A 25,307-nucleotide genomic window follows, 5' to 3' on the forward strand; every position below is an offset into this window, starting at 1 on the left:
TTATTCCACGCTTTTAGTTGTCCGTACTTTCAAAAAACTGCTGTCCCCGTAACTCAGGAAACGGAAATCACGCGCTAACGCGTAGTCGTACACTTTCCGCCAATCCTCACCGATAGCCGCCGCAACGAGCAACAACAGGGTACTTTGCGGTTGGTGGAAATTAGTAAACATCGCCGAGATCACCCGATAAGTATAACCGGGCACGATAATAATCGTGGTCTTCGCTTTCAATAATTCCGTGTCGTGCTCGTCAAACCACGTCAACAACGCTCCCATGGCTTCCCGTACACTGTAAGATGCCGGTAAAGAATAGACTTCCCATTGTTCCAAAGAATTGAAATCATCGACTCCCGTCAACCGCTTTACCCCCATCCAGTAAAGGCTTTCCAGTGTCCGCACGGAAGTTGTTCCCACCGCGACAATCTTTTCCGGGTGATGGTACAAACGCGATATGACTTCCCGACGCACGGATATATGTTCCGTGTGCATATCATGCCCACCGATAGTTTCGCTTTTCACCGGGCGGAAAGTCCCGGCCCCCACGTGCAGTGTCAACTCTTCTATCGCGACTCCTTTCTCCCGCAAAGCATCCAGCACAGGGACACTAAAATGTAACCCGGCTGTAGGGGCAGCAACCGAACCCTCGTTCTTGGAATAAACCGTCTGGTAACGGATTTTATCATCCTCCCCGGAGTCCCGGTTCAAATAAGGGGGAATAGGTATACGCCCGCAACACTCCAGCACCTCGCTAAAACTAAGCGAAGCATCCCACGTGAACTCGACAATCACGTCGTTCTCTTCCCGTGATTTTAGCGTGGCAGCCAACCGGTAATCAACCCCGTTCACTTGATAATGGCAATATATCGTCCCCTCTTTCCATTTTTTCAGATTCCCGACCATGCACTTCCACTCGCATCGCCCGTAAGAAGCGAAACTCTGCACGTAATCGGCGGGCGAATGGGGTTCGAGGCAAAAAACCTCGATGACGGCACCCGTCGTTTTTTGAAAAAGCACACGGGCATAAATCACTTTCGTGTTATTGAATACCAGCATCATGTCCGGTTCCAGCATCGCGGGCACATCATAAAAATGCCTTTCGCCAATCTCCCCGTCCTCGTATATCAACAATTTCGAAGCCTCGCGTCGCTCCAAGGGAAACTTGGCGATACGCCCCTCCGGAAGATCATAAGTATAATCTTCAATTCGAATTTCTTTCAAATCCTCTATGCCTGCCCGAGAATTTTCAGCCGGTATTTTCTTTGTCATTCGGTAATAAAATCTTACTTTTAAGGCAACAAAAGTAAAGATAAAAGGTAAAAACTAAAAGGCAAAAACTAAAAGTTTGATGAAAACAAAGAAAGATATTGTAGACGATTGGTTACCACGTTACACGGGACGTCCGTTAAAGGACTTCTCGAAGCACATTCTGCTCACGAATTTCGATTATTACCTTGAACTGTTCGCGGAAAAATACAACGCCCCGATCTTGGGTGAAGACAAAAATATGCCCAACGTATCGTGCGACGGGATTACCATGATCAATTTCGGCATGGGGAGTCCTAACGCCGCCACCGTGTTAGACCTGCTCACGGCTATCGAACCGGAAGCCGTTCTATTCCTCGGGAAATGCGGGGGATTAAAAACCAAACACCACGTGGGAGATTACGTTCTCCCCATCGCGGCGATCAAGGGCGAAGGTACCTCGGATGATTATCTGCCGCGGGAAATACCGTCACTTCCCGCCTTCAGCATCCAGAAAGCCTGCTCGAAAGCGATCACGAGGCACGGCAAGCAATATTACACGGGAGTTATTTACACCACGAACCGACGGGTATGGGAATTTGACGAGCACTTCAAAGAGTATCTCGTGGGAACCAGAGCTCTAGGGATAGACATGGAAACAGCCACGATCTTTACAGTGGGATTTGCCAATCGCATCCCGACGGGAGCATTACTGCTGATTTCGGACAGTCCCATGATTTCGGACGGCATAAAAACCACGGAGTCGGACAAGGCGGTCACGCAAAACTTTGTCCGGGAGCATCTCGATATAGGTATCGAAACGATGAAAAATATCCGGGATAAAAATTATTCGATGAAGCACCTCATTTTTTAAAATTATATCGTACTTTCGTTGGCAAAATGAAAAATATGCTGAAAAGAATATTTTATGTGTTTTCGGGCATCGCGCTCTTGCTCTGCTCCTGCGAGGGGAAAGTAAAAGACAAACAACAAAACGAGAGTCCGGCAAGCACACGAACCGCGGTAAACGACTCTACCGCCACGGCAAAATTTGAAATAAAAGATAAATCTTTCAATTTCGGGGATATGGCGGAAGGTGAGATCGTGACACACACGTTTCATTTCAAGAACACGGGTAAAAAAAGCCTCGTGATCCTGAACGTGGAAAGCAGTTGCGGTTGCACGATTCCGAAGTACGACAAAAAACCAATCCCCCCCGGCGGAGAAGGAAAAATTGAAGTTGAATTCAACTCTTCGGGCAGATATGGTAAACAATACAAAGTAATTAATATCTTTGCAAACGTTCCGGAAAAAGTAGTGGAACTAAAAATAATTGCAAATATCAAAACTCAATAAAAAAGTAGATTTATGAACACAATTTTTATGCTGACATTACAAGAGACAGCTACCCAGGGCGGTGGCGCGAGCATGCAATTCATTTTCCTTATTCTTATCGTGGTTGTTTTCTGGTTCTTCATGATCAGACCGCAGATGAAAAGACAAAAGGAATTGAAAAAATACCGGGATGAACTAAAGAAAGGCGACAAAATCATGACGACCGGGGGAATCTTCGGGAAAATCGTGGAGATCAACGATTTCACCGTGATCATCGAGGTTGAAAGTCAAGCCAGATTAAAAGTAAGCAAGGAAGCTGTCGTGAAAGACATGACAGACGTTCCCGCGGCTAAATAGTTTATAAAGTTCATAAGGTTCATAAAGTCTCTAAAGTAACGAGATTATGAACTTTATGAACTTGTCAATTTTATAAACGATATTCCAGATGAGCGGCATCATAGACAAGATTGTCAATTTCTTTAAATCCCATCACGATCTGCATATAAAACGCAACGTGATCACTTATGGGGTTTGCCTTATTATTGCCACGGTTCTATGGTTTCTCAACACGCTGAATAAAGAGTACACCACGGAACTCACTTACCCGATAAGATACACGGATCTCCCCAAGGGTAAACTACTCGTTTCGGAGCCTCCCAAGAACATGACATTAGAAATCAGGGCGCACGGTTTCACGCTGTTGCGTTACAGCATCGGTACCTCTTTTTTACCCATCGCGATCAACGTGAGTTCGCTCCTTGAGCGCAAAGATATGCTGGAATACACGATCAGCACGGTTGACATTAAAGAGCGAATCAGCGCACAACTCAATTCCGATATCAAATTAATTAATATAAAACCGGAAACCATCACGTTCCAGTTCTCGCAATTCGGAAGCAAGAAAGTCCCTGTCATCCCGCGAGTCGATTACACGCTCAAAAGACAGTACATGTTGAAAAACGACATTTCCGTGACACCCGATCACGTGGATATCAGCGGACCTGCCACGATTCTTGATACCTTGAAAGGAGTGTACACCACGCCATTAAAACTAAAGGACTTATCCAAAGAGGTGACTAAAAGTGTTTCCTTCGAAGAAATTCCCGGAACACAAATCTCGGAGAGCGGCGCAAAAGTGAAAGTAGAAGTGGAGCGTTTCACTGAAGCCAAGAAAAAGGCAACGATAAAAGTGAAAAATTTACCGGATTCGCTATTGATTCGCCTGTTTCCCCAGAATATAGATTTCACGTTTGATATCGGGCTCAGCCGTTACGAATCGGTATCGGATACCAGTTTCTCGTTCTCGGTGGATTACGACCAGATTGCAAGCAACCCGGCAGCCCTCAAAATCAGCGTGGACAAGCAACCCGCGCATATCAAATCTCTCGTGCTCATGCCCGAATCGGTTGAATATTTAATCGAAAAGAAAAAATAAAACCATGCTTAAAATCGGATTGACAGGGGGTATCGGTAGCGGCAAATCCACTATCGCGAAGATAATCGAAATCTTGGGATATCCCGTGTACATCAGCGACCGGAGAGCCTCTTCGCTCATGAACCGGAATCAAGATATCCGGCAAGCCTTGATACAACGTTTCGGGGAGAATATCTATTTGCCCGAGGGCGGATTGAATAAACAACAACTTGCTTCTATCATCTTCAACGACAAGCGTGCCATCACGGAAGTGAACCGCGTTGTTCATCCGGTTGTAACCCAAGATTTCCGCGACTGGTGCTCGGTACAAAAGAGCAAACTGGTATTTTTCGAATCGGCAATCCTCTTCGAATCCAAGCTTGAATCTCTTTTCGATTACATTATTTTGATCTCAACGGATATGGAAACCCGCATCCGGCGAGTTGTCGCGAGGGACTCTACCAGCCGGGAGAAAGTGATGGAACGTATCAACAACCAAATGTCCGACAGCGAGAAATTGCCAAAATCGGATTTTGTCATTTACAACAATGACGACGATCGGATCGTAAAACAAATACACGATATCATTCAACAACTAAACAACCCGAATAAAAAACAATAATATATTATGGCAAAATACGGAAAATGGATAGGAGCGGGATTAGGATTCGCGATGGGAGGCCCCATAGGAGCGTTGTTCGGTTTCTTCATCGGATCGACATTTGATACCGCAACCGTGATCACGAATCAACAGCAATCACAAAACCCCGCGTCCGGTCCGACGGGCAGAGGTGATTTTCTTTTCAGCCTCGTCGTGCTGGCGACAGGCCTCATGAAAGCGGACGGGAAAGTGACAAAAGGCGAACTGGAATACGTCAAACGATTCTTCCGTGATAACTTCGGCGCGGAAGGCGAACGGGAAGCCGTGGCAATCATCAAGGATTTATTAAACAAGGAGATCGCTGTAGATCAAGTCGCCATGCAAATACGCGCGAACATGAATATCTACTCGCGTACACAATTACTGTATTTCCTGTTCGGGCTGGCAAAAGCAGACGGTAATGTATGCAACCGCGAAATAGCCTTACTGGATAGAATATCCGATCTTCTGGGCATAGACACGACCACGTATCAGTCTATCAAAGCCATGTATTACGATGATTCGGATTCGGCTTATCAAGTGCTGGGCATAACACCTTCCGCCACGGATGAAGAGGTGAAAAAAGCCTATCGACAAATGGCAAGAGAGAACCACCCGGATAAAGTCGGGTACATGGGAGAAGACATCCGCAAAGCAGCCGAGAAAAAATTTATGGCCATCAACGAGGCATACGAGAAAATCAAGAAACAACGGGGAATGTAAAACAATTGAAAATGGAGAATTGAAAGTTGAAAATGAATTTTATTCAATTCTCCTGTAATGGCACACGAGAAGCCTGCCTGCCTCGTCGTGCAGGTGCATCCCGTTTCCCTCGCAATAGCGGAACATGGAACAATCGGCACATTCTCCTTGACGAGCCCATTCCCTGTCACGGAAAGGAACAAAGCGTTCATTCCACACTTGCATGAAATCATCTCGATAAATATTACCTTGATTATAATTTGCCCGGATGCTGGGACATCCGGAAATAGAACCGTCCACTCGGACAGAAGCAACGGAGATACCCGCGTTGCAATGATAGAAATAGTCGCGGGCTTTCATTTCATATCTTCCCAGAAAACCTTCACAAGCGAAATTCAGTTGTATTTTGCCCTCTTGACGGGTAGATACAATAAAATCCAGCAACCCGGTAAATTGCTTGTCGGATAATTGTAATTCAGGAACTTCTGCGGCTCGTCCAACCGGAAATATCGTGAATATACGCCAACGCCTCACCCCTATCCCGATAAGAAAATCACGAAAAGCAGGCAACTGCTCTATATTATTTTGATTCACGCAAGTCACGACATCCCAAATAATCTCCTCCTCCCCGGTAAGCATCCGAATCGCCTCGGTCGCCCGTTGAAAACTTAGCGGGTGACAACGGAGCCAGTTGTGAGCATCTTCAAATCCATCAAGACTGACGGTGATTGAATGCATTCCGGCTTGCAATAAAGAATCCAGACGCTGACGGGAAAGATGCAAACCATTCGTCACAATTCCCCAAGGATACTCCCGCCGATACAATTCACGTCCGCAAATCTCCAGATCTTTTCGCATCAAAGGTTCCCCGCCCGTGAATATAATAAACACACGGTGCGTATCCACGTGTGGAGTAATAGAATCTATCACCCGTAAAAAATCTTCTTTCGGCATATCCGCCTGTTCGACGCATGCACGGCAATCACTCCCGCAATGCCGACAGGCAACATTACAACGCAACGTACATTCCCAAAATAAAGTACGCAGCTCGTGCGATTCCTTCTGCTGTTGCCGCTTAGCCCTAAAAGCCTCTAATCCTAAACGTTGCCGTAAACCCGGTTTATTACTCATCTGCCTTCTCTTTCAAGGTTACGGTAATCTCTTTCACTACATTTCCCCGGTTCCACTCGTTATCATTCTTATCCCGCTGTAACTCGTCACGTGTAAAAGTTACTTTTAACGTATCCGGCTCGCAGGCAGGCACTCCCGCCAGCGGGTTCACATCGTAAAATTGTAATTCATACCGCACTGTATCCGTCGGGAAATCATAAAACCTACGCCCGAAACGCCCTTCCTCGTCGGTATACAAGGTATCACGTCTTTCTTCCGTGATTATCGGGTAGTCCGGGATAAAACTCTCCGTGGCAACCTGATAGAATTCCACCTTAGGAATAACAACCCGGACACCCGGCAATGCATGCCCGGCAGAATTCTGTACTTTACCTTTAATAGAGAAGGAAGCTGTCGGGGTTCCATACATAAGAGGTATATCCTCCGGTGAATCGGCAGAACCTCCACAACCGGAAAATCCTAATACTGCCAATAAAGAAGAGAGCAGCCCACTCCAACTTTTATCTAAATAACTTTTTAAGCGTTTCATTTTCCTTACTTTTAATATTATCATTCATCCCGTTTTTCTTCCAGCACAACGGTTATATTTTTATCGGCACGTCCGAAATACCATGAATTGTCATCATCTTCACCCTTTATCAGTTCATCCCGAGAGAAACTAACCTTTAAAGTATCTGCTTGACACGCATCACAACCTTCCCGCGGGTATATATCGTAAAATCGTAATTCAAAATCCTTCCCTCCCGGGTAATCTACACGTTCCCAAAAAAATTGTCCTCTTTGGTCTGTATATAACGTATCGCCATACTCCTTTTTCACGGGCACACCTTCCACTGTATCACGAACCTCATACAAAGGTATAACAATTTGAACTCTAGGCAAGCCCTGTTTAGCACTATTTTCAACTTTTCCCTTAATAACAAAAGTGGCATGAGGAGAACCATACATAGATGCTTCATATTCTTCTTCACAAGCCGTAAATCCAAATACAACCCACAAAGAGGAAAGCAACCATTTCCAAGCACCTGTCATATAACTTTTTAATCGTTTCATATTCTCGTGTTTAAAAGTTTAACCGCAACCCCAGTTGTCCCGTAAAATTGAATGCATTCTCGGAACGAACGGTTTCAATTGTTCCCCTGTAATTAAAATAATAACACATTCCACCCTCTGCGTAGATCGAAACAAAACGGATCAGCGGATAAGCAATTCCCACGCGTGTATATGTTGTCCACAATATTCCCGGCACACGTATATCTTCATGTCCATACGAGTTTTTAAGTCGCCCTGCGACATTTACCTCTGCCAATACTCCGGCATTGAAATAACAATATGGACGTAACCAATTCGTGAGTCTATAATTTACCGAAACAGGTATCCCGATAAAATGCAGCGATTGTTTTTGAACAACCCAACTACTTGATTCATGTTTCCATTTTGAACGTAAATACGTGTATGTCAATCCGGTTTGAAAACTCCAACGTTCATTTAACGGATAAGACACAGAAAGACCTATGGATACAGGCATTAAATGTTTTACCCGAGTCGACTTTTCCGGTTCATAACGGGGTGTCGATGTTGCCCTAGACAATGGCTGTCTATCGTTATCTTCAGGAGCCGTATTGTTTCCCAAATCTTGCGACGGAGCCATATTATCTACATTATTCAAAGAAACGCCTGCCAATCCTAAATTGCCGCTTCCCACTCCAATTCGCCACTTACGTGCCTTCTTCTTTATCGAAGGAGTAACATCACAATCGGCTAATATCATCGCGGATTCGCCCTCGTGTTGCAAAGCCACCAAGTTTCTATTTATCGGACTACACGCTTGTACAAATTCCCGCAATACACTATTTTCCTTGCAAGACACCGGCTTCAATTCCCTTATTCCAGCAGCCTCCGCGACTAATACAATCTTCTTCTCGCTCGTGATTAACGGTACGGGACTCATTTTCTCGTTTTGTAACACGATAACGGGAGAAAAATTATCTTCACCCTCGTGCCACAAATATAAAATGCTCCCGCTAACCACAAGCAATAAAACCGCCGCCACGGCAACCACCCGGTACACCCGCTTATGGACAAAACGACGACGTGGAAGACGGGCGGCAATCCCTTCCCAAGCGGCTTCCGTCGGGTTATACTTCAAATCGTATAACCGCTCCCGGAAAATATCGTCAAATCGCTCTCTTTTATCCATAATCAATACATCTTTCTGATCATTTCCTGTAAACACTGTCGGGCTCTGGCATATTGTGACCGGGAAGTACCTTCCGTGATATGAAGCATCTCCCCGATTTCCTTATGCGAGAATCCTTCGATTGCAAATAAATTAAACACCGTACGGTAGCCCTCGGGCAATAACCGGATCATTTGCAACATCTCCATTTCCGTCAACGTCTCTAATACCGAAGGTATCGTATCCTCCACATCAATCTCCCCTTCTATTACTCTGGAAAAAATCCTCTCCTTACGAATCCTCTCCAATGCGCAATTGATAAATATTTTCCGCATCCACCCCTCGAAACTACCAACCGCCATATATTCATTCAATCGCGTGAAAACCTTCACGAAGCCATCCTGCAATAAATCTCCTGCCGCATCCCGATTCCCGGCATAACGGATACACACGCCCATCATTCTGGGAGCGAAATATTCATACAGAGACTTTTGTGCTTTCGGATTACCTTTCCGGCATTCCTCTATCACCCACGCTTCGTCCATTAGTCACGTTTATTATCCTTTTTCACAAGCAAGATGCACTTTTTTATCCAAACGTTGCACGAGAGTGCGAAAAAAATAAACAATTCATTGTTTTTAGTTTTAAACATTGATTCGTATTTTTGTCCCTCATTTAAACACAAAAAGAAAGCAATATGTTGAAAGAAATTTTATCCATCTCAGGAAAACCGGGATTATACAAATTAATTAGCAATACATCGAATGCTTTAATCGTAGAATCATTACTTGACGGAAAACGCTTTCCTGCTTATTCTAACGCGAAAATTATTTCTCTTGAAGATATTTCCATATACACGGAAGATGAAGACATGCCTTTAAAAGAAGTATTCAAACGAATCTACAAAAAAGAAGAAGGCAAGCCGACAATCAATCACAAGGAAGCCTCCAATGTTATCACGAATTACATTGAATCCGTCGTTCCGGAATATGATGCAGACCGGGTTTACGTGTCAGACATGCGCAAAATGATTCAATGGTACAACTTACTATTGGAGAAAAACATGCTAAACCTCGAAGAAGAAGAGGAGAAGAAAGAAGAAGAAAAATAGTTTATAAAGTTTATAAGGTTCATAAGGTTCATAAAGTTTATGAACCTTATAAACTTTAAGCCTTGCAAAGGCAACTAATTATGGCAAACGATTACTTCCAATTTAAACAGTTCACGATCCGTCAAGACAGATGCGCGATGAAAGTCGGCACAGACGGTGTTCTTTTAGGAGCGTGGGCAGACTTAACCGACACACACCGTTTGCTGGACATCGGGACCGGGACAGGACTTATAGCTATCATGGCAGCTCAACGAAACCCGGAATTACAAATAGACGCCATAGAAATCGATCCTGCCGCCTGCAAGCAAGCAAAAGAAAACGTGCAAGATTGCCCGTGGAAAGAGAGAATTCAAGTTTTCCAAGGACGGGTACAAGATTTCAAACAGGATTACCTGTATGATATCATCACGTGCAACCCGCCATTCTTTATCAACTCCACTCAAAACCCGGAACGAAGCAAAACAATGGCACGCCATTGCTCGACACTCTCGCACGAGGACATATTAAATGTTTCCGAAAAACTACTATCCCCGGAAGGAAAAATTTGTATCATCTTACCGATTCCCGAAACGGAGCATTTTATAACACTAGTGCAATCGCACAAATGGTTTATTAACAAATTTACAACAATTTGCCCAACCCCGAACAAGCCCCCGAAGCGTAAGCTCATGGAAATTTCCAAGCGACAAAAAGATATTGTAAATAAAACAATTACACTAGAAACCGAACGTCACGTTTATCACGAGAGTTACGCTCGATTAACAAAAGATTTCTATTTGAAACTCTAAATTTGATCGTGTTTTTATTGCATTTCGTTTATCAGATTTAAATCTATATACACAAAAGATTAACGAACTATTAACTATTAAATCATAGAATACCCCCTATCTTTGTAATGTAGAAAACAGATAGAAGACACAGTTTTTTTTCATAAGTTTGTATGTTTAGGTTAGTAGTTAGTAATTAAATAAGAGATCGCCCCATCGGTCTCTTATTTTTTTATTACCTTTAACCGCGTTAAAAATGCAAATCATGTTGTTGTCAAATTTATATATTATTTATGCAAACTACTGTCTCTTTAGGTATTGACATTGGCGGTACCAACATCGCTTTCGGAATCATTGATAAAAATGGGAATTGTCTGGCAGACGGATCTTTATCCACCACGGCATACAATACTCCACAAGATTTCGTTCTGGACTTACATAAAGCGGTAAAAAAAGAACTCTCCAAACTGGACGTTAAACTGGTCGGCATTGGTGTCGGTGCCCCGAATGGTAATTATTTCAACGGTACGATCGAGAATGCGGCCAATCTATCATGGAAAGGCACGATTCCCATGGTTGAATTGCTTGTAAGACAATTCAACGTACCCTCCTTTATCACGAATGACGCGAAAGCCGCGGCTATCGGGGAAATGGTGTACGGCGGGGCGAAAGGCATGAAAGATTTCGTGATTATCACGCTGGGAACCGGACTGGGTAGTGGAATCGTGGTGAACGGAAAACTCGTTTACGGGCACGACGGTCTGGCCGGTGAAGTAGGACATACGCTCGTGTGCGGCGGTGACAGGTACTGTAATTGCGGTCGTCGGGGATGTTTGGAAACCTACGCGTCCGCTACCGGAATCAAACGCACGGCTTGCGAGTTGCTCGCTCTTGAAAATACCCCCAGCACACTCCGGGACATTCCTTACACGGAAATCACGGCAAAGAAAGTATACGATGCCGCTCAAAAAGGAGATCCCATCGCTCTTGAAGCTTTCAAAATCACCGGGGAACAATTGGGCAAAGCATTGGCAAATCTGGTTGCCATAATCAGCCCGGAAGCCATATTCCTGCAAGGCGGCGTGGCAAACGCCGGTGAATGGTTGTTCAAGACCACGCAGGAACAAATGGAAGCCAATATGTTGTATGTATTCAAGCAAAAAGTAAAAATACTTCGATCGTCACTACCCACGAATGCCGCCATTTACGGGGCATCCGCGCTTGTATGGAATGAATTAAATGCCTAGAAACGAATATCATGAAAACACGACTCCTTCTACTCCTGCTTTGTTTTACCGGGTTCTTTACATCCTGTCGAAAAGAAAAAGAAACACGAGTAACGGACTACGTTGATCCATTTATCGGGACTGCCGGACAAGGACATTGCTTCCCCGGTGCGGCAGTACCTTTCGGGGGGATTCAACTGAGCCCGGATAATCCGCGCAGCGGTTGGGAGTGGTGTTCCGGCTATCATTACAGTGATAGTATCATATCCTCGTTCTCACATTCACATTTAAGCGGGACCGGAATCGGCGATTTGCAGGATATCCGACTTCTACCCGTCACAAGACGCCCGCGACCGGGAGAAAAAGCCATCGACTTCATCACTTCCGGATACGCCAAATACTCTCATGCCAACGAGACAGCCGAACCCGGATATTATAGCGTAACTTTCGACAACGGTATAAAAACCGAATTATCGGTCACCAACCGTTGTGGAATGCACGCCTATCAATACCCGTCTAATGCTATCCACGGGCTGACACTGGATTTAACCACGGCAAGAAATTGGGATCGCACGGTAATGACCTCTATCAAGAAAATCAATAACCGCACGATACAAGGCTATCGAAAATCCACCGGTTGGGCACGGGAACACAATGTCTATTTTTTCATGGAATTCTCGCAGGATGTTGACGTCTGGGCGGGTGTTGACACGTTGCAATTATTGAGAAACGGACAAAAAATCGTTTCCGATAAAGGATATGCATGGATTGATTTCGGTACGGTAACCAACAAAATATTGGTCAAAGTCAGCATTTCATCTGCAAACTGCGAGGGAGCTGCGGCAAACCTTGATCAAGAACTCCCGCACTGGAGCTTTGATAAAGTGCGCAGAGAAGCCAAGCAACAATGGAAACGGGCTTTATCGCGTATCAAAGTCGAGGGCGGCACAAAAGAGGAAACACGCACATTCTACACGGCTCTCTATCACGCATACCTTGCCCCTTATTTGTTCTCTGATGCACACGGGAATTATAAAGGACCGGACGGAGAAATTCATAGCGTGGGGAAAGAAAATCAATACACGGTATTCTCCTTGTGGGATACATTCCGGGCATCACACCCTCTCTTTACCATTACTCAAAAAGATCGGGTGAATGATATGATCAACTCTTTCATCCGGCATTACGAGATTCACGGGTTGTTACCTAACTGGGAACTAATGGGTAACGAGAGCCACTGCATGATAGGCAATCACGCCATTCCGGTTATCACGGAAGCCTATTTAAAAGGAATCCGGGGGTATGACGTGGAAAAAGCATACGAGGCGATGAAAGAAACATCCCTTTCCAAAGGACACGGACTGGAACTTTTCCGGGAATACAATTATATCCCGTGTGATCTGGAAAAAGAATCAGTATCCAAAACCCTTGAATTTGCTTATGACGACTGGTGTATCGCGCAAATGGCAAAAGCCTTGGGGAAAGAAAACGATTATCTCTTTTTCATGGAATCATCTAAAAATTACAAGAACCTCTTCGATCCTTCAACCGGATTGATGCGGGGCAAATTAGCGGACGGCAGTTGGAGAACTCCTTTCTCCCCTTTCTCGTCCACGCATCGCAACGACGATTACACGGAAGGAAATGCTTGGCAATACTCGTGGTTTGTTCCCCATGATATCGACGGCTTTATCTCTTTACACGGCGGCAAAGAAGCTTTCGCCCGAAAATTAGACAGCTTGTTCACCCTGCCTTCCGTCATCGAGGGCAGCAACGCTTCTCCCGACATCAGCGGATTAATCGGACAATACGCCCAAGGAAATGAACCTTCTCACCACGTGGCTTATTTGTTCAATTACACGGACAAACCATACAAGACTCAATACTATATAGACAAAATTCGCCGGGAACTTTACACGGATCGTCCCGACGGTCTGTGCGGTAACGAGGATTGTGGTCAAATGTCCGCGTGGTATGTATTCTCTGCCCTAGGATTCTATCCGGTCAATCCTTGTGACACCAAATACCAGTTAGGGACGCCCTTATTCAAGAAAGTAATTATCAAACTCGGGCAAGATCGCCGTTTCGTGATAAAAGCCAATAGGGAAAACGATCAATACATTTACGTGAAAAGAGTTTTATTGAACGGAGACCCCTTGGATCGCACATGGATTACGCATGATGAAATCATAAACGGCGGCGAACTGGAATTCGAATTAACGGATTCTATAATTGCCGATTAAATCTACCTTTGTCAAACCTCTTAAAGATTGAGAAACTCACATTTTCAATTTTCAATTATAATGAAGAGCATTGGAGTAATTCTGGCCGGTGGTTCCGGTCGACGATTAGGCAGCGAACTCCCGAAGCAATTTATCACCATTGCAGGGAAAACAGTATTGGCTCATACACTCGGAGTATTCGAGCAAAACGAACTTATTGACGAAATCATTATTGTTGTCCATAAAGATTACTTGAATGAAACACAAGAGATTGTTACCAAGGAAAGATTTGGCAAAGTAAGAATGATTATCCCGGGTGGCAAAGAACGTTACCATTCCACTTTAGCCGCCTTAAACGCCTATCAAGACACGAATTGCAAATTCATCATTCACGATGCCGTGCGATTATTAGTCACCCAACAAATGATCAGTGACACGATTGAGGCTCTCGACAATTGTGAAGCCTGCACGACAGCCATTCCTGCCACTGATACCATTTTGCAAAGTGATGCCACGAAACAATTCGTGAACGCCATCCCCGATCGTTCTACCCTATTTCAAGTACAAACGCCACAAGGCTTCCTAGCAAACACGTTGCGAGGAGCTTATAATAAAGCACTTACAGATCCCTGTTTTTTCAGCACGGACGATTGTGGTGTCGTGAAACGCTATTTACCGGAGATTTCTATCAAAATTATCCAAGGCTCACCTTCTAATGTTAAATTAACCTATAAAGAAGATATTTCTTTGATCGAACGATGCCTTTTAGGCTAGAAAGAGATACATTTGTCGCTGAAGATTAATAATAGACGTGCATAAATCGGCGACATGAGGATTTTTTTGGTATGTATCCTTGTAACCCTGTTTTCGTTTTCAGGCCAAGGACAAAAACGAGATGTAGTTTATAACGCATCTTTATCGGGATTCGCTTCCACACAGAAGACATTACCCTTTTGGGCTGTCAGCAATCGGCATGGACTTATGTCTAACGGGAACGGAACCTTATTGGAACTAGGGTTCTATTCCGATTTCACGAACAAACACAAGATTCAATTCGCCTATGGGGTATCCGCGGGGGGATATCTCTCCAGTCCGGGAAATAAAATTATTTTAGACCAACTTTTTGTAAGTGCCCGCTGGCGTAAACTTCGGCTCGATCTGGGCATGATTCAACCGGAAGAAGAATATAACGGTGTTTCTTCCACCAACGGGGATTTTGTCCGTTCCGGAAATTCCCGAACTTTCCCGGGTTATAACCTTAGAAGTGATTTTATAGATATTCCCGGCACAAAAGGAATCATCGCTTTCCAATTTAATTGGGCTGATTATATGATGACTGACAATAGTTACGTGAAAGATATTCGCTTGCACAACAAATCTCTTTACGTGAAAATCACCCCTCATCGCCGTTGGGAAATCATTGCCGGATTGGAACATTGGGCACAATGGGCAGGCAAACATCCCACTCTAGGAAAACAACCCGGCTCTTTCAGTGATTACGGCCGCATCATTTTTGCCGATGGCGGCGGTGCGGGAGCCACAACCAGCGATTCTATCAATGCCTTGGGAAATCATTTGGGACGGGAACATCTAAGAATTAATTATCTTGCCGATAATTACATATTATCATTTTACCACGATATCCCTTTCGAAGATGGCTCGGGGACAGATTTTCGCTCCTTCCCGGACGGAACTTATTGTTTCTATTACGGTTCAAAAAATCCGCAACAATGGATATCCGACGTCATATATGAATTCTATTATACCAAATATCAATCCGGCTCTCGCCATGACAGACCTGCAACACCGGAAGAAATAGCGAAACAAGACCCGAACAGTCATTTCTACGGGAGGAAAGTACTCGGAGGATGTGATAACTATTTTAATAATGGTGAATACGCCAACGGATGGACTCTATACGGACAAGTTATCGGCAGCCCGTTCATGACACCCGGTTTAAGCGATAACCTTACTAGAATCATCAATAACCGTATCATTGGACACCACATCGGGATAAAAGGTATGGCATGGCAAACAACTCCTTACAAATTATTACTCTCGTATTCAAAAAACTACGGGACATACGGAAACAAATTCAATAAAGATCAGTTCTCCGGTGCATTGGAAGTGACTCTTCCTTTCCGCAAATTACCGTTTACAATAGAAACAGGCTTATACAGTGACTTAGGCAAACTTTTCAAAAACAATTTCGGCTTCACGATCAAACTCAGCCGCAAAGGAAAGCTTATCAAATAGAAGGCTTTTCTTCTTGGGGAATATCGTTTTCCAATTGGGAGAACATATCCCCGTAGAAATAAAACATGGCAAGAAATATCAACATCAATGCCCGTGAATTTGCCCACGATAAAGTGACACACGAATTACTGACAACAAGAAAGACCAATAATACAGACAGGATTAAGAATGAAAACCTCTTTCTTTTAATCATTCGATAAAGTGGTGCAAAAAACAAAAAGATCATGACAGCTAAACCTACCAATCCTGCCGTAATCCAATATTGAAGGAAAGTATTATTCACATTATTAAAAACCGCAATATTCAAATCCGAAGCTTCATACCATGCCTTTATTCGGTGTTTTGTAGTTACACCTAATCCCCACAAGGCAAACTCATCCCAGTGCCTGAAACTCTCCTTTATAAACGCAAGCCGCGGAGCAACTGTTCCACCTACAAACTTCCCTTCACGTACATTTTGCACCTCAATTCCCACTTCATGTATCCGTTCTTCATATTTATTTAAATCCATCAATAAAGTTAAGCTCAACACGAAAACCAAAGCACCGCCAACAAACAAAAATTGTCGCTTGAAAGAAAGTTTTCGGAACAAATAAAAATTCATCACGATAAAACCTAACAAGAAACCCAATATAGCAGATTTAGTGACGGTAAAGGACAAAAACACCACAAGCACCCCAAACATACACAACAAAAGTCCTCTCTTTTTCCACGCTTTTTCTATTATTAGTAAGAAATAAACAACCAATGCAGAAACAGCTAAAAGCATCGCTTGAACTTCTAACCAATATTTACTCCCTAATACATATCTATTTTCTCCGAAACGATTGTTATACAAATATTCCAAGGCCTCACCCGGAGATGTAAATAGTTTGTTTCCAACCACAAGAAATAATATATATATATTTAGCAACAAGCACCCCGAACAGAAATACAAAAGGAATTTTTTAATCAAGCCGGGAGTAATCCATTCTCGCCACGTCGCAACCCACACCGGAATTAACACGAAATTAAGTATTAAAGCCTCAAACGTCCCATAACTAGGCTCCGCTATCGGATTTCCTTTCAATAATACAGCCACGGTGTGTACTATAAAATAAAGCAAAAATACAACATTCACCCCGATATACAATCGTTCCGCCAGTAAACTCTCCCACACTTTGCTTTTCCGCTTCCATAACATGAATATAACCAATATCAACAATAGGAAGTTGAAAACATTACCATACAAGGGTATAATACTTCCCAACAGGAAAGCAACAGAAAGAAAAAAATATTTCTGAAACTTCACCATCCAACTCATATTATACATTCGGCATACAAATATACAAGATATATTCTCTTTATAATATCGGGACGATAAAAAATTGGGAATATATCAACTTCTCCAAGTCAAAATAGTCAGATTCATTTCAAATAAGATCAACAGATTTGATAAATTACATCAAGAAAATATCTATAAAGCCACAACTATTCATTACCTTTGATGTCCCAGAACATATAATATGTTCTAAACCGTAGAATTTAAAATTCAATTTATTGGTATCCCCTTGGTCATGGAAAAGATACAAAAAATATGCTTTTTATCTATAGGACTCTTATTAGGAAGTCTTGCCCCATTGTATGGAAAAACATTCAATTACTTCCTACTTTCAGTTATTCTTTTTTGTGCAATTACGAACTGGAATATGTTTATACAAAATGTAAAAGAAGGAAAAGGGTATATTTTGATATTTGTAATTTATTTTTTATACATATCCTTGCAAACTTTATTCATGGAATGGAGGAGTGAAATTACAGACAAACCTTATTATGGAGTATTTGAAGATATTCTACTGAACTTCATTTTAGTTCCCGTCTATATAACTACTTTAAGGAAATGGTTAACTCCTCGTTTACTAGAGCTTTTCCTCTTATTTTTTTGTATCGGATGTTTATTAATGAACATTTATATTACCTATGACCTTCTTCAAGCAAGAGCACTTACAAACCCACGAACAGCAATAGAATTCTTGTACTCAAGTCGTTTTGGTGATAATAAATGGTCTTTCTTAGGTGGTAACTTATTCTTGGAGCCACAAACGCTATATATTGCTTTGACTGCATTAATTTCATATTTCATGATTTTCATTAAGCAACACCGTGGTATGAAAATTTTGTACGGAATAATGTTTCTTTTCCTCGTGATTTTCCTATCATTTACAGTAACGAAAGCCGGAATATTAGCTTTTTTCATAGGATTTATGATAGCGAATTTATATATCTTCAAACAAAGTTCATTACGCACACATCTCGCAATATTGGTAGGTTTATTACTGTTCATTGGAGGATTACTAGTATTTAACTCTTCAAACGAGAAATACGGAGAACGTACGGAAGAAATCATAAGAGAAGTCGAAAATGTCAAAAAAGGTATATATACTGGAGGGACAATAGCTCCTCGCATTGGTTTTATTCGAGAAAGTTTTATACATGCCGACGAATTTGCTATTTGGGGATTAGGCATATATGCAAAAAATCGTGTAAAAGATTGGTTAGTGAATTCTGATGCCGGACTTGATGTGTTTACAAATGTACACAACTCGTTTATACATTACTGGATACAAGGCGGAATCATCGGCCTCGGAATAATAATATTTCTTTTTGCAGTCCCATTTTATCGCATGTGGAAAAATAAAAGATTTTCATGCCTAATCATTTCGCTTACCACAATAATCTTTATCATGAACAATACATCTATCTTGTTAGCTTTAAACAACACGAGACTAATGATATTATTCATGTTAAGTTTATTCTATTTCTATAGTGATATTTTTGTCCAAATGGAAAAAACAATTATCACGAAATCAACGCAATCTTAAATATTTATTAGAAACAACAATTTACCATCAAGTAACAGATGTTTGTCATTCACAGTTCAATATATTTATTCCAAAAATCCAACTCTTTATTCCAGCGATGGCAACCGAACGGAAGTCTCTTGCCATTTTTACAATAAGCTATTTCCGGAAATAAATCAAATGAAAAAAACAAAGCTTCTTGCCAAGTCGGAACAAGAAATTTTTTATCCTTCGTAGCTTCCAAGCCCCAAAATACATCTTCGTTAAATTGACTACTTTTAGAAACATGCTTAAGATAATTCCGAATAACCTCTTGTTTCTCTATTGCTATTTTATAAAAAACTTCGGTCTTGCGCAAAGAAAAACCTCCATTGCCAACCCGATAAAAACATTGCTGTCGGTGTTTTATTTTTAAGAGTGAGTAAATTAAACCTCTTGTTCTCAAGAATAATTTCATAAATCCCCGTTCATACTTCAACTTGCACAACCAAGGCGCACCAATGTAATCATAATCGAGCTTACACCAATAATTCAGTTCATCTCTAAAAACAAAAGCATCCAGCTGATATATCAATATATACTTTGTATCAATAAATTGTTTATAAAATTCGGGAGTCAACATCAAACGATTATATCCGGCAATATCTGAAAAATAATGATCATCAAAATCTTGGACATGGAATTGATTTTCAAACTTATCAAGAATTGGTTCTATATCAAGACCGAACGGTTTAATGATAACCTTGGGATAATCTTTAAGAACTTGTACAAGTTGCCCTAGAGATATCATTTCATAATGATTCAAATCTATTTTATAAATCGGAATGATAATCTTTACCAAATCCTGTAAAATATGCTCTTTATTTTGCATCTCGTTAATCTTTCTGCTTATCCAATATCAATCGCACATTTTGATAAACAATTTCCGGTGTAATATTTTGAATATAACAAGCTTCATCTATCATATTATTTTCAATCTTCAGAATTACACCTAAATTAGTCTTAGGAACAACCGTTGATGTCGGACTTGTCGATAATCCCATTAGTGCTATAAATTTTGTCCCTACGGCCGAAGCAATGTGCATCGCGGCAGAGTCTATTGTAATTAATAAATCCAAATTTGCAATAGTCGTAATTAACTCTCCAACAGAAGTTTTACCCGAAAAATCTAAAAGATTATCCATATTAGCATGGTGCGCATAAGACGATTGTACAATAGCATCATTTGAATCCCCGATAAGAATCATATTATAATCTTTAAGAAGATATAACAACGCCAGAGAGTGGTCCTCTGGATATCTTCTGTATCGTTTATTCGTTCCTCCCAAATACAATCCTACGACAGCCTTATCATTATCGAAATTAAAATTTCTTTCTTGTTTATAATATAATTTTAAAGGAGGTAAATACGTAAACTTATTGTTCAAAAAAGAATTAACAAGCATTGCATATCGATTAATATAGTGCACATTACGATTCAATGGACATCTAAAGTTTAACAACATCCCCCTACCTTCACTCTGATAACCGACAATTTGTTTCACGAATGCCAGTTTGAAAATCAATGCTGAAACAAAAGTGTTAGTAAATAGAATCCCCAAGTCATATTTATTTTTATATATAACGAGTACATTTTTAAAATAATGCTTTTTTCTCTTGTCGGAAACTATAAAACTGTCAATTCGAGGATCATTCTCGAAAAGTTCCTGCAGGAAAAAAGGTCCTAGTAAAGTAATCCGAGCTTGAGGAAAAGATTGTACAACCATTTCAATAGCTGGGATCGTGTTAATAGAATCACCTATAAAATTGGGCATCCTAATAATAATTCTCTTCATTATAATATCAATAAACGTTCGTTTAATGATATTTACATGCCTCATCGAGGAATAATTATTCTAACAATATAAGTCATTGATTATGTGAAGAAAAAAAAATCTCATTATACATTTGTTTAAAGTAAAAAAATGATACATTTGCGTATTAATTAAACGAACGTTTATTTAGTGTAAACAGTATCATAAAATATGAAAAACTACGTGATTGGCTTCTATCTCGAAAAATTATACTACTCTCCGCAATTTGAACCCGTTATCAGAGAACTTATCAAACGTGAAGTTCCCTATGTCGTGATTATTCCAAAGACGAGAGATCGTGATGAGATAAACCAAAGGGAAGAATCTATCAATTATTGCAAGCAAAATAACTTCACTTATATACTTGAAGAAGAAGATTGTTTCTGTAACACGCTCGTGTTCGGGAATACTCCTCACCATATACATACACAATTCGATAAATCCGCTTTTATTAATCATGGAGTATGGGGCGGTAAGACTATGAATATCGAACCGGGACTTAATGAAGTCGATGTACGTTTCCTTGATGGCAAATTCTTGGAAGAATACTTGATCGAACTCTACCCCGAGAAAAAATCAATCTTTTATGTTTCCGGTTATTCCAAACTGGACAACTATTTCAAGTTGACAGACGATGACCGGAAAAGATTTCTTCAAGAACGCCACTTGGATACCAACAAAAAAACAATACTTTACGCCCCGACATTCTATCCCTCTTCCGTATTGAAAATGGGAAAGAAATTCCCCGAGGACTTTGCCGAATACAACATTATTTTAAAACCGCATTCGCATCTTTTCCTGCGTAAAAAATACCGGAAAGATTTGCACTTGTTACAAACATGGGCAACCTCGCCCAACGTGTATCTGGCAAATTTCAACGAAACCAATATTCTTCCGTTTCTTCATGCCGCAGACTTATTGATTTCCGATATGTCAAGTGCGGTATTTGAATTTTCGGGGGTAGGCAAACCTGCTATTATCAATATGTTTCTACACTATCGCCCGATAGACAGATTATTCCCACACAAGGTGCGCAAACGACTGGATATCTCGAAATTCTACTTGTGGGAAGTCGGGGATACCCCGAAAAACTACAAGGAAATGGTACAATATGTCCGTGAAAACTTAGCAAATCCGGACAAAAATAAAACCAAGCGAGAAGAATTATCCCGTTATGTCGTCGGAGAAGTTGACGGAAAAGTTTCCGAAAGAATAGCGGACAAACTTTTAGAACTGGCTAAAATTTAGATAAAATCGTGTATCTGTCCCGGATAGTTTTTGCCCGGGCAATAATCCGAGCGATCTCATCACTCGAAAAGTGAAGGTCATGCTCCAATTCGTCTGTGATCTTCATTCGGTCAAAGAATAGCCGCAATTTCTCGAAGTCATCATCATCTTGGCGATAATCCCGTTCTAACAACAAATGCCCCCAAGCCACTTGCAACCCGTGTAAAGTCGTTCGCATCGGGTAAAGATCATCAATCGCATGACTGACCAGATGTTCCCCACCACTCGCCGGACGTGAACTATTCGCCAATACCATCGCCAATCCCGAAATCACCAGTCCATTCGCCAGATCCCCGATAAACCGATTCGTTCCGATATCGTCTATCGTGTAAGACATCACGGAATTACCACTGAGAGTTGCCAAAGTCAAAGCGAAATTATTAATATATTCGCCTTTTTCCGCATTCGCCAATCTCCAATCCTTCACGGCACTGGCATTAGACACCAAATCCCCCACCCCTGCCAATAACAATTTTCTAGGCGATCTCCTTATAATCTCAATATCCGCTATAATACCTAACGGAGCCTTTACCCCGAAACTTTGCTTTTTCCCGTTTTGAACAAGCCGAGCGATTGGTGAATAAATGGCATCGTTTGACAACGTGGAAGGTGCTGTAATATAACTTAGATTCAAGTCGTTCGAAATCATTTTCACGGCATCAATAACACTTCCGCCCCCGAAAGCAACCAAAAGTGCATCCTTATTTGTGATATTTCCCATCACCTTGCGGGCTTCTTCATAAGAACCGCCTTGAATAAGCATGATCTCATCAAACGATAATTGCTCTATCTGCTGTTTGTAAAGTTCTTTCAACTCCGGGGAGGTCACTAAAATTTTCTCCTTGAAAAAAATATGATTACGCTGCAATATCTCATCCATATGAATGAAAATATTCTCCCCGATCTCAAGAACTATGGGTACATTTATAATTTTAGAATACATTATTTCGTGCTTCTTATCTTTTCAACCAATTCCGACGTGCTTATTCCTTTCGTGTAAGGTAAATACACCATCTCCACATGATGCTCTTCCAGAAATTCCGGTGTCACCCGAATCTGTTTCAGATACCCCTCTCCATCCCAATCATCACCATGCACGATAACATTAATCCCGTATTTCTTGATATATTCTTTATTATCGTATTCCCGAATGATAAAAGCCTCGTCCACGTAACGACACGCTTTCACGACTTCCAGTCGATCATGCTCGGACAAAAAAGGCCTGCGTTTGTAAGAAGCAACCATATCATCTCCATTAATAGCCACGATCAAACGATCACCTAACGCCCTCGCGCGTCTTAGCAACTCGACATGACCGAAATGAAACAGGTCGAAAACCCCTATCACGTATACATTCTTCATATTATTCATTTTACTTACCACAATTACGGCACCAAAGATAATGAATAATACGGTATCTAAATATCCTTCATCATTTTTCTTAACATGGAATCCAACCGCCCCCACACCTGATCTTCGGTAAGACGATCGAATATCTCTTTATCCGAAAGCATACCCCTTTCCGATTCAGGCATAAAATCCAAAGGACTCACCCCTTGATAGCGTTCGTCACGGGAAGGCAGCCACTTTTGCATGTTCACCCAAGGCGGGTATATAGCCAGACCGGGAACTCCGCAAGCCTGCGCCATATGACGAGGACCGCCTTCATTCCCGAAAAAGAAATCAGATAACGAGATCATGGCTACCAACTTCCGCAATGTATCAGCTTCCACGTTCACGAAGATATGCTTGTCCTGTCCCATTTCATCAAATAAACTTAAAGCATCCGCTTTCTCTTCTTTCGAGTAATTAAAAATCAATTGAGCATCGTATTTCCAGACCAAACGGGACAACACTTCCTTCATCTTCCGGATATCCCACTTTTTATCCACCACGCGGGTAAAAGGGGTACATAATATAACCAAACGGGAAAAATCAATCCCTTGCTCGATCATGTATCTTTTAAATTCTTCCTTTTCTCCTTCCGTTACTTGCAAACGAAAATCCGCATCATACACCAAAGGTGCTTCTTTCTCCAGCGGCTTAACCAACAACAAATTACGGGATACTTCATCCAAACTTTCATCTTGATGATTCCTTATCCGGTAATTATGAAAGAAAAGATTATAATATTTCCGCGTACCGATACGATATTTTGTTCCCGGAGAGAGAATACTAAACCATAATGTTTTCAACGTGGAGCGAGTATCTACGATCACGTCATAATGTTCTTCGCGCATCAACCGGAAGACTTTCTTCACGTACGTGAAAAAATGATCGTTTTCCCGACTGGAAAACGTGATTACCCGGTCAACATCCGGGTGATCTTGAAATAAAGGTTCCAGATAATCATTCACGACATAATGGATCTCCGCCTCAGGAAAACTCTTCCTTATCGTGCTGCATATCACAACAGATAACACGGCATCGCCTATCCGCCGGAAGCGAATCACCAAAACTTTTCTTACACGCATCGTGAAATCTCTTTTCCATATAATACAGGATTCAATTCCGGATCGTTATACATTTTCATCTGCTTGTAAACTTTCATGTATTTTCTCCCGGCTTCAATATCCTCCAGTAACAGATCGATTGCAACAATCAAATCACGTTTCTGTTCCAATAATATATGCATTTTATTCTCACATCTACGCACGTGCCCTTGACTCACGTCTACCCGTTGCGTTTCCTGTTCCATGTGATATATCTTCAAACACAAAATAGATAAACGGTCTAAAGCCCAAGCCGGACTTTCCGTGTTTATCGTGGCATGAGGCAACAAGATCACATTTTCATACTTCTTCCAAAAATATTCATCCAGCAACTCCACCAAATCCGTACGTTTTTGATTCGACTCGTCAATTCGACGCTTGATTTGCAATGCAAATTCAGGCTCAATATCCGGATCGCGTATGATATCCTCCAAGTGCCATTGAATAGCATCAACCCAATTCTTTTGGAACAGATAATACTCTATAGATTCTAACTTGTATGGATTCTTGATGTCGGCATCCGTGCTATCAGCCACATGATAACACAAGGTTGCCCTCTCAAAAATTTGATAACTTAATTCTGCAAATACCATGTCCCGCTCTTTATGGT

27 protein-coding genes are annotated in these 25,307 nt (G+C 41.6%); 14 read left to right on the forward strand and 13 right to left on the reverse strand.

All coding sequences use genetic code 11. From position 1 onward, the window contains the following. Complete coding sequence (locus tag H8S64_RS18655) at positions 1–1,266, reverse strand: S-adenosylmethionine:tRNA ribosyltransferase-isomerase (protein WP_186978142.1); 1,266 nt, start codon at positions 1,264–1,266, stop codon at positions 1–3. A gap of 79 nt (positions 1,267–1,345) precedes the next feature. On the opposite strand from H8S64_RS18655, the gene H8S64_RS18660 reads away from it, so the two are divergent. The 6 genes from H8S64_RS18660 (at position 1,346) to H8S64_RS18685 (ending at position 5,354) form a co-directional block, all read left to right on the forward strand. Continuing rightward, entirely contained in the window at positions 1,346–2,116 is a 771-nt protein-coding gene (locus H8S64_RS18660) for an AMP nucleosidase (protein ID WP_099294142.1), read from the forward strand. A gap of 35 nt (positions 2,117–2,151) precedes the next feature. Continuing rightward, complete coding sequence (locus H8S64_RS18665) at positions 2,152–2,598, forward strand: DUF1573 domain-containing protein (RefSeq protein WP_099294761.1); 447 nt, start codon at positions 2,152–2,154, stop codon at positions 2,596–2,598. A 12-nt stretch (positions 2,599–2,610) separates the two neighbouring features. Further along, positions 2,611–2,934 carry a preprotein translocase subunit YajC gene (gene yajC / locus H8S64_RS18670; RefSeq protein ID WP_099294143.1) on the forward strand — a complete coding sequence of 108 codons (324 nt, stop codon included), beginning with the start codon at positions 2,611–2,613 and terminating at the stop codon, positions 2,932–2,934. An 88-nt stretch (positions 2,935–3,022) separates the two neighbouring features. Further along, on the forward strand, positions 3,023–4,012 hold the full coding sequence (locus tag H8S64_RS18675; protein ID WP_099294144.1) for a CdaR family protein: 990 nt from the start codon (positions 3,023–3,025) through the stop codon (positions 4,010–4,012). Between the two features lie 4 nt (positions 4,013–4,016). Further along, on the forward strand, positions 4,017–4,613 hold the full coding sequence (gene coaE / locus H8S64_RS18680; protein WP_186978144.1) for a dephospho-CoA kinase: 597 nt from the start codon (positions 4,017–4,019) through the stop codon (positions 4,611–4,613). Positions 4,614–4,619: 6 nt separating this feature from the next. Continuing rightward, the gene (locus tag H8S64_RS18685) at positions 4,620–5,354 is read left to right on the forward strand and encodes a TerB family tellurite resistance protein (RefSeq protein WP_186978147.1); all 735 of its coding nucleotides are present in this window, start codon (positions 4,620–4,622) and stop codon (positions 5,352–5,354) included. A 39-nt stretch (positions 5,355–5,393) separates the two neighbouring features. Here H8S64_RS18685 and H8S64_RS18690 read toward each other — a convergent pair whose 3' ends face one another. From H8S64_RS18690 to H8S64_RS18710, 5 genes are read right to left on the reverse strand one after another with little or no spacing between them, the layout of a single operon-like run. Continuing rightward, the gene (locus H8S64_RS18690; RefSeq protein WP_099294150.1) at positions 5,394–6,464 is read right to left on the reverse strand and encodes a TIGR04133 family radical SAM/SPASM protein; all 1,071 of its coding nucleotides are present in this window, start codon (positions 6,462–6,464) and stop codon (positions 5,394–5,396) included. After that, on the reverse strand, positions 6,457–6,993 hold the full coding sequence (locus tag H8S64_RS18695) for a radical SAM-associated putative lipoprotein (protein WP_176555154.1): 537 nt from the start codon (positions 6,991–6,993) through the stop codon (positions 6,457–6,459). The genes H8S64_RS18690 and H8S64_RS18695 overlap by 8 nt, the downstream gene beginning before the upstream one ends. Before the next feature lie 20 nt (positions 6,994–7,013). After that, positions 7,014–7,517, reverse strand: a complete 504-nt coding sequence (locus H8S64_RS18700) for a radical SAM-associated putative lipoprotein (protein ID WP_099294154.1) — start codon at positions 7,515–7,517, stop codon at positions 7,014–7,016. Between the two features lie 10 nt (positions 7,518–7,527). Continuing rightward, positions 7,528–8,664, reverse strand: a complete 1,137-nt coding sequence (locus tag H8S64_RS18705) for a porin family protein (protein WP_186978149.1) — start codon at positions 8,662–8,664, stop codon at positions 7,528–7,530. A 2-nt stretch (positions 8,665–8,666) separates the two neighbouring features. After that, positions 8,667–9,188 (reverse strand): RNA polymerase sigma factor, encoded by a 522-nt coding sequence (locus H8S64_RS18710; RefSeq protein ID WP_186978151.1) that lies wholly within the window; start codon positions 9,186–9,188, stop codon positions 8,667–8,669. Between the two features lie 152 nt (positions 9,189–9,340). On the opposite strand from H8S64_RS18710, the gene H8S64_RS18715 reads away from it, so the two are divergent. From H8S64_RS18715 to H8S64_RS18740, 6 genes are all read left to right on the forward strand, one after another. Beyond that, positions 9,341–9,754 carry a DUF5606 family protein gene (locus H8S64_RS18715; RefSeq protein ID WP_186978153.1) on the forward strand — a complete coding sequence of 138 codons (414 nt, stop codon included), beginning with the start codon at positions 9,341–9,343 and terminating at the stop codon, positions 9,752–9,754. Between the two features lie 80 nt (positions 9,755–9,834). Next, positions 9,835–10,542: a tRNA1(Val) (adenine(37)-N6)-methyltransferase gene (locus H8S64_RS18720; RefSeq protein ID WP_186978155.1), complete on the forward strand. Its 708-nt coding sequence runs from the start codon at positions 9,835–9,837 to the stop codon at positions 10,540–10,542. 272 nt (positions 10,543–10,814) lie between these two features. Continuing rightward, positions 10,815–11,768, forward strand: a complete 954-nt coding sequence (locus H8S64_RS18725; RefSeq protein WP_099294164.1) for an ROK family protein — start codon at positions 10,815–10,817, stop codon at positions 11,766–11,768. An 11-nt stretch (positions 11,769–11,779) separates the two neighbouring features. Continuing rightward, positions 11,780–13,990: a GH92 family glycosyl hydrolase gene (locus tag H8S64_RS18730; RefSeq protein WP_186978157.1), complete on the forward strand. Its 2,211-nt coding sequence runs from the start codon at positions 11,780–11,782 to the stop codon at positions 13,988–13,990. 60 nt (positions 13,991–14,050) lie between these two features. Further along, positions 14,051–14,743: a 2-C-methyl-D-erythritol 4-phosphate cytidylyltransferase gene (ispD, locus tag H8S64_RS18735; protein WP_186978159.1), complete on the forward strand. Its 693-nt coding sequence runs from the start codon at positions 14,051–14,053 to the stop codon at positions 14,741–14,743. Positions 14,744–14,797: 54 nt separating this feature from the next. Further along, positions 14,798–16,225 (forward strand): capsule assembly Wzi family protein, encoded by a 1,428-nt coding sequence (locus H8S64_RS18740; RefSeq protein WP_255469612.1) that lies wholly within the window; start codon positions 14,798–14,800, stop codon positions 16,223–16,225. Here the strand turns inward: H8S64_RS18740 and H8S64_RS18745 are convergent. Then, positions 16,218–17,519, reverse strand: a complete 1,302-nt coding sequence (locus H8S64_RS18745; RefSeq protein WP_255469613.1) for an O-antigen ligase family protein — start codon at positions 17,517–17,519, stop codon at positions 16,218–16,220. The two genes, H8S64_RS18740 and H8S64_RS18745, sit on opposite strands and share 8 nt — an antisense overlap. A 262-nt stretch (positions 17,520–17,781) precedes the next feature. On the opposite strand from H8S64_RS18745, the gene H8S64_RS18750 reads away from it, so the two are divergent. After that, the gene (locus tag H8S64_RS18750; protein ID WP_186978163.1) at positions 17,782–19,086 is read left to right on the forward strand and encodes an O-antigen ligase family protein; all 1,305 of its coding nucleotides are present in this window, start codon (positions 17,782–17,784) and stop codon (positions 19,084–19,086) included. Between the two features lie 49 nt (positions 19,087–19,135). Here H8S64_RS18750 and H8S64_RS18755 read toward each other — a convergent pair whose 3' ends face one another. Together H8S64_RS18755 and H8S64_RS18760 are read right to left on the reverse strand one after the other, a co-directional pair. Beyond that, positions 19,136–19,936: a DUF5672 family protein gene (locus H8S64_RS18755; RefSeq protein WP_186978165.1), complete on the reverse strand. Its 801-nt coding sequence runs from the start codon at positions 19,934–19,936 to the stop codon at positions 19,136–19,138. A 4-nt stretch (positions 19,937–19,940) separates the two neighbouring features. Beyond that, entirely contained in the window at positions 19,941–20,900 is a 960-nt protein-coding gene (locus tag H8S64_RS18760; protein WP_186978167.1) for a glycosyltransferase family 9 protein, read from the reverse strand. Between the two features lie 189 nt (positions 20,901–21,089). On the opposite strand from H8S64_RS18760, the gene H8S64_RS18765 reads away from it, so the two are divergent. Then, positions 21,090–22,166: a CDP-glycerol glycerophosphotransferase family protein gene (locus tag H8S64_RS18765; protein WP_186978169.1), complete on the forward strand. Its 1,077-nt coding sequence runs from the start codon at positions 21,090–21,092 to the stop codon at positions 22,164–22,166. On the opposite strand, the gene H8S64_RS18770 is transcribed toward H8S64_RS18765, so the two are convergent. The 4 genes from H8S64_RS18770 to H8S64_RS18785 are packed head-to-tail and all read right to left on the reverse strand — an operon-like array spanning position 22,156 to position 25,290. Beyond that, positions 22,156–23,148 (reverse strand): iron-containing alcohol dehydrogenase, encoded by a 993-nt coding sequence (locus H8S64_RS18770; RefSeq protein ID WP_186978171.1) that lies wholly within the window; start codon positions 23,146–23,148, stop codon positions 22,156–22,158. The two genes, H8S64_RS18765 and H8S64_RS18770, sit on opposite strands and share 11 nt — an antisense overlap. Beyond that, positions 23,148–23,567, reverse strand: a complete 420-nt coding sequence (locus H8S64_RS18775) for an FAD synthase family protein (RefSeq protein ID WP_099294185.1) — start codon at positions 23,565–23,567, stop codon at positions 23,148–23,150. Before H8S64_RS18775 ends, H8S64_RS18770 begins: the two co-directional genes overlap by 1 nt. Before the next feature lie 56 nt (positions 23,568–23,623). Further along, complete coding sequence (locus tag H8S64_RS18780) at positions 23,624–24,679, reverse strand: glycosyltransferase family 9 protein (protein ID WP_186978173.1); 1,056 nt, start codon at positions 24,677–24,679, stop codon at positions 23,624–23,626. Further along, positions 24,670–25,290, reverse strand: a complete 621-nt coding sequence (locus H8S64_RS18785) for a DUF4254 domain-containing protein (protein ID WP_186978175.1) — start codon at positions 25,288–25,290, stop codon at positions 24,670–24,672. Before H8S64_RS18785 ends, H8S64_RS18780 begins: the two co-directional genes overlap by 10 nt. Between the last annotated feature and the right edge of the window lie 17 nt (positions 25,291–25,307).

Source organism: Butyricimonas hominis (assembly GCF_014287455.1).
GTDB lineage: Bacteria > Bacteroidota > Bacteroidia > Bacteroidales > Marinifilaceae > Butyricimonas > Butyricimonas muris.

Coding starts and splice junctions, on each gene's coding strand:
- H8S64_RS18755 (WP_186978165.1), bottom strand. CDS start 19,936: ATGCAAAATAAAGAGCATATTTTACAGGATTTGGTAAAGATTATCATT.
- H8S64_RS18785 (WP_186978175.1), bottom strand. CDS start 25,290: ATGGTATTTGCAGAATTAAGTTATCAAATTTTTGAGAGGGCAACCTTG.
- coaE (WP_186978144.1), top strand. CDS start 4,017: ATGCTTAAAATCGGATTGACAGGGGGTATCGGTAGCGGCAAATCCACT.
- H8S64_RS18725 (WP_099294164.1), top strand. CDS start 10,815: ATGCAAACTACTGTCTCTTTAGGTATTGACATTGGCGGTACCAACATC.
- H8S64_RS18750 (WP_186978163.1), top strand. CDS start 17,782: ATGGAAAAGATACAAAAAATATGCTTTTTATCTATAGGACTCTTATTA.
- H8S64_RS18720 (WP_186978155.1), top strand. CDS start 9,835: ATGGCAAACGATTACTTCCAATTTAAACAGTTCACGATCCGTCAAGAC.
- H8S64_RS18665 (WP_099294761.1), top strand. CDS start 2,152: ATGCTGAAAAGAATATTTTATGTGTTTTCGGGCATCGCGCTCTTGCTC.
- H8S64_RS18710 (WP_186978151.1), bottom strand. CDS start 9,188: ATGGACGAAGCGTGGGTGATAGAGGAATGCCGGAAAGGTAATCCGAAA.
- H8S64_RS18655 (WP_186978142.1), bottom strand. CDS start 1,266: ATGACAAAGAAAATACCGGCTGAAAATTCTCGGGCAGGCATAGAGGAT.
- H8S64_RS18745 (WP_255469613.1), bottom strand. CDS start 17,519: ATGGTGAAGTTTCAGAAATATTTTTTTCTTTCTGTTGCTTTCCTGTTG.
- H8S64_RS18740 (WP_255469612.1), top strand. CDS start 14,798: ATGAGGATTTTTTTGGTATGTATCCTTGTAACCCTGTTTTCGTTTTCA.
- H8S64_RS18700 (WP_099294154.1), bottom strand. CDS start 7,517: ATGAAACGATTAAAAAGTTATATGACAGGTGCTTGGAAATGGTTGCTT.
- H8S64_RS18690 (WP_099294150.1), bottom strand. CDS start 6,464: ATGAGTAATAAACCGGGTTTACGGCAACGTTTAGGATTAGAGGCTTTT.
- H8S64_RS18780 (WP_186978173.1), bottom strand. CDS start 24,679: ATGCGTGTAAGAAAAGTTTTGGTGATTCGCTTCCGGCGGATAGGCGAT.
- H8S64_RS18715 (WP_186978153.1), top strand. CDS start 9,341: ATGTTGAAAGAAATTTTATCCATCTCAGGAAAACCGGGATTATACAAA.
- ispD (WP_186978159.1), top strand. CDS start 14,051: ATGAAGAGCATTGGAGTAATTCTGGCCGGTGGTTCCGGTCGACGATTA.
- yajC (WP_099294143.1), top strand. CDS start 2,611: ATGAACACAATTTTTATGCTGACATTACAAGAGACAGCTACCCAGGGC.
- H8S64_RS18660 (WP_099294142.1), top strand. CDS start 1,346: ATGAAAACAAAGAAAGATATTGTAGACGATTGGTTACCACGTTACACG.
- H8S64_RS18765 (WP_186978169.1), top strand. CDS start 21,090: ATGAAAAACTACGTGATTGGCTTCTATCTCGAAAAATTATACTACTCT.
- H8S64_RS18730 (WP_186978157.1), top strand. CDS start 11,780: ATGAAAACACGACTCCTTCTACTCCTGCTTTGTTTTACCGGGTTCTTT.
- H8S64_RS18760 (WP_186978167.1), bottom strand. CDS start 20,900: ATGAAGAGAATTATTATTAGGATGCCCAATTTTATAGGTGATTCTATT.
- H8S64_RS18685 (WP_186978147.1), top strand. CDS start 4,620: ATGGCAAAATACGGAAAATGGATAGGAGCGGGATTAGGATTCGCGATG.
- H8S64_RS18770 (WP_186978171.1), bottom strand. CDS start 23,148: ATGTATTCTAAAATTATAAATGTACCCATAGTTCTTGAGATCGGGGAG.
- H8S64_RS18695 (WP_176555154.1), bottom strand. CDS start 6,993: ATGAAACGCTTAAAAAGTTATTTAGATAAAAGTTGGAGTGGGCTGCTC.
- H8S64_RS18705 (WP_186978149.1), bottom strand. CDS start 8,664: ATGGATAAAAGAGAGCGATTTGACGATATTTTCCGGGAGCGGTTATAC.
- H8S64_RS18775 (WP_099294185.1), bottom strand. CDS start 23,567: ATGAAGAATGTATACGTGATAGGGGTTTTCGACCTGTTTCATTTCGGT.
- H8S64_RS18675 (WP_099294144.1), top strand. CDS start 3,023: ATGAGCGGCATCATAGACAAGATTGTCAATTTCTTTAAATCCCATCAC.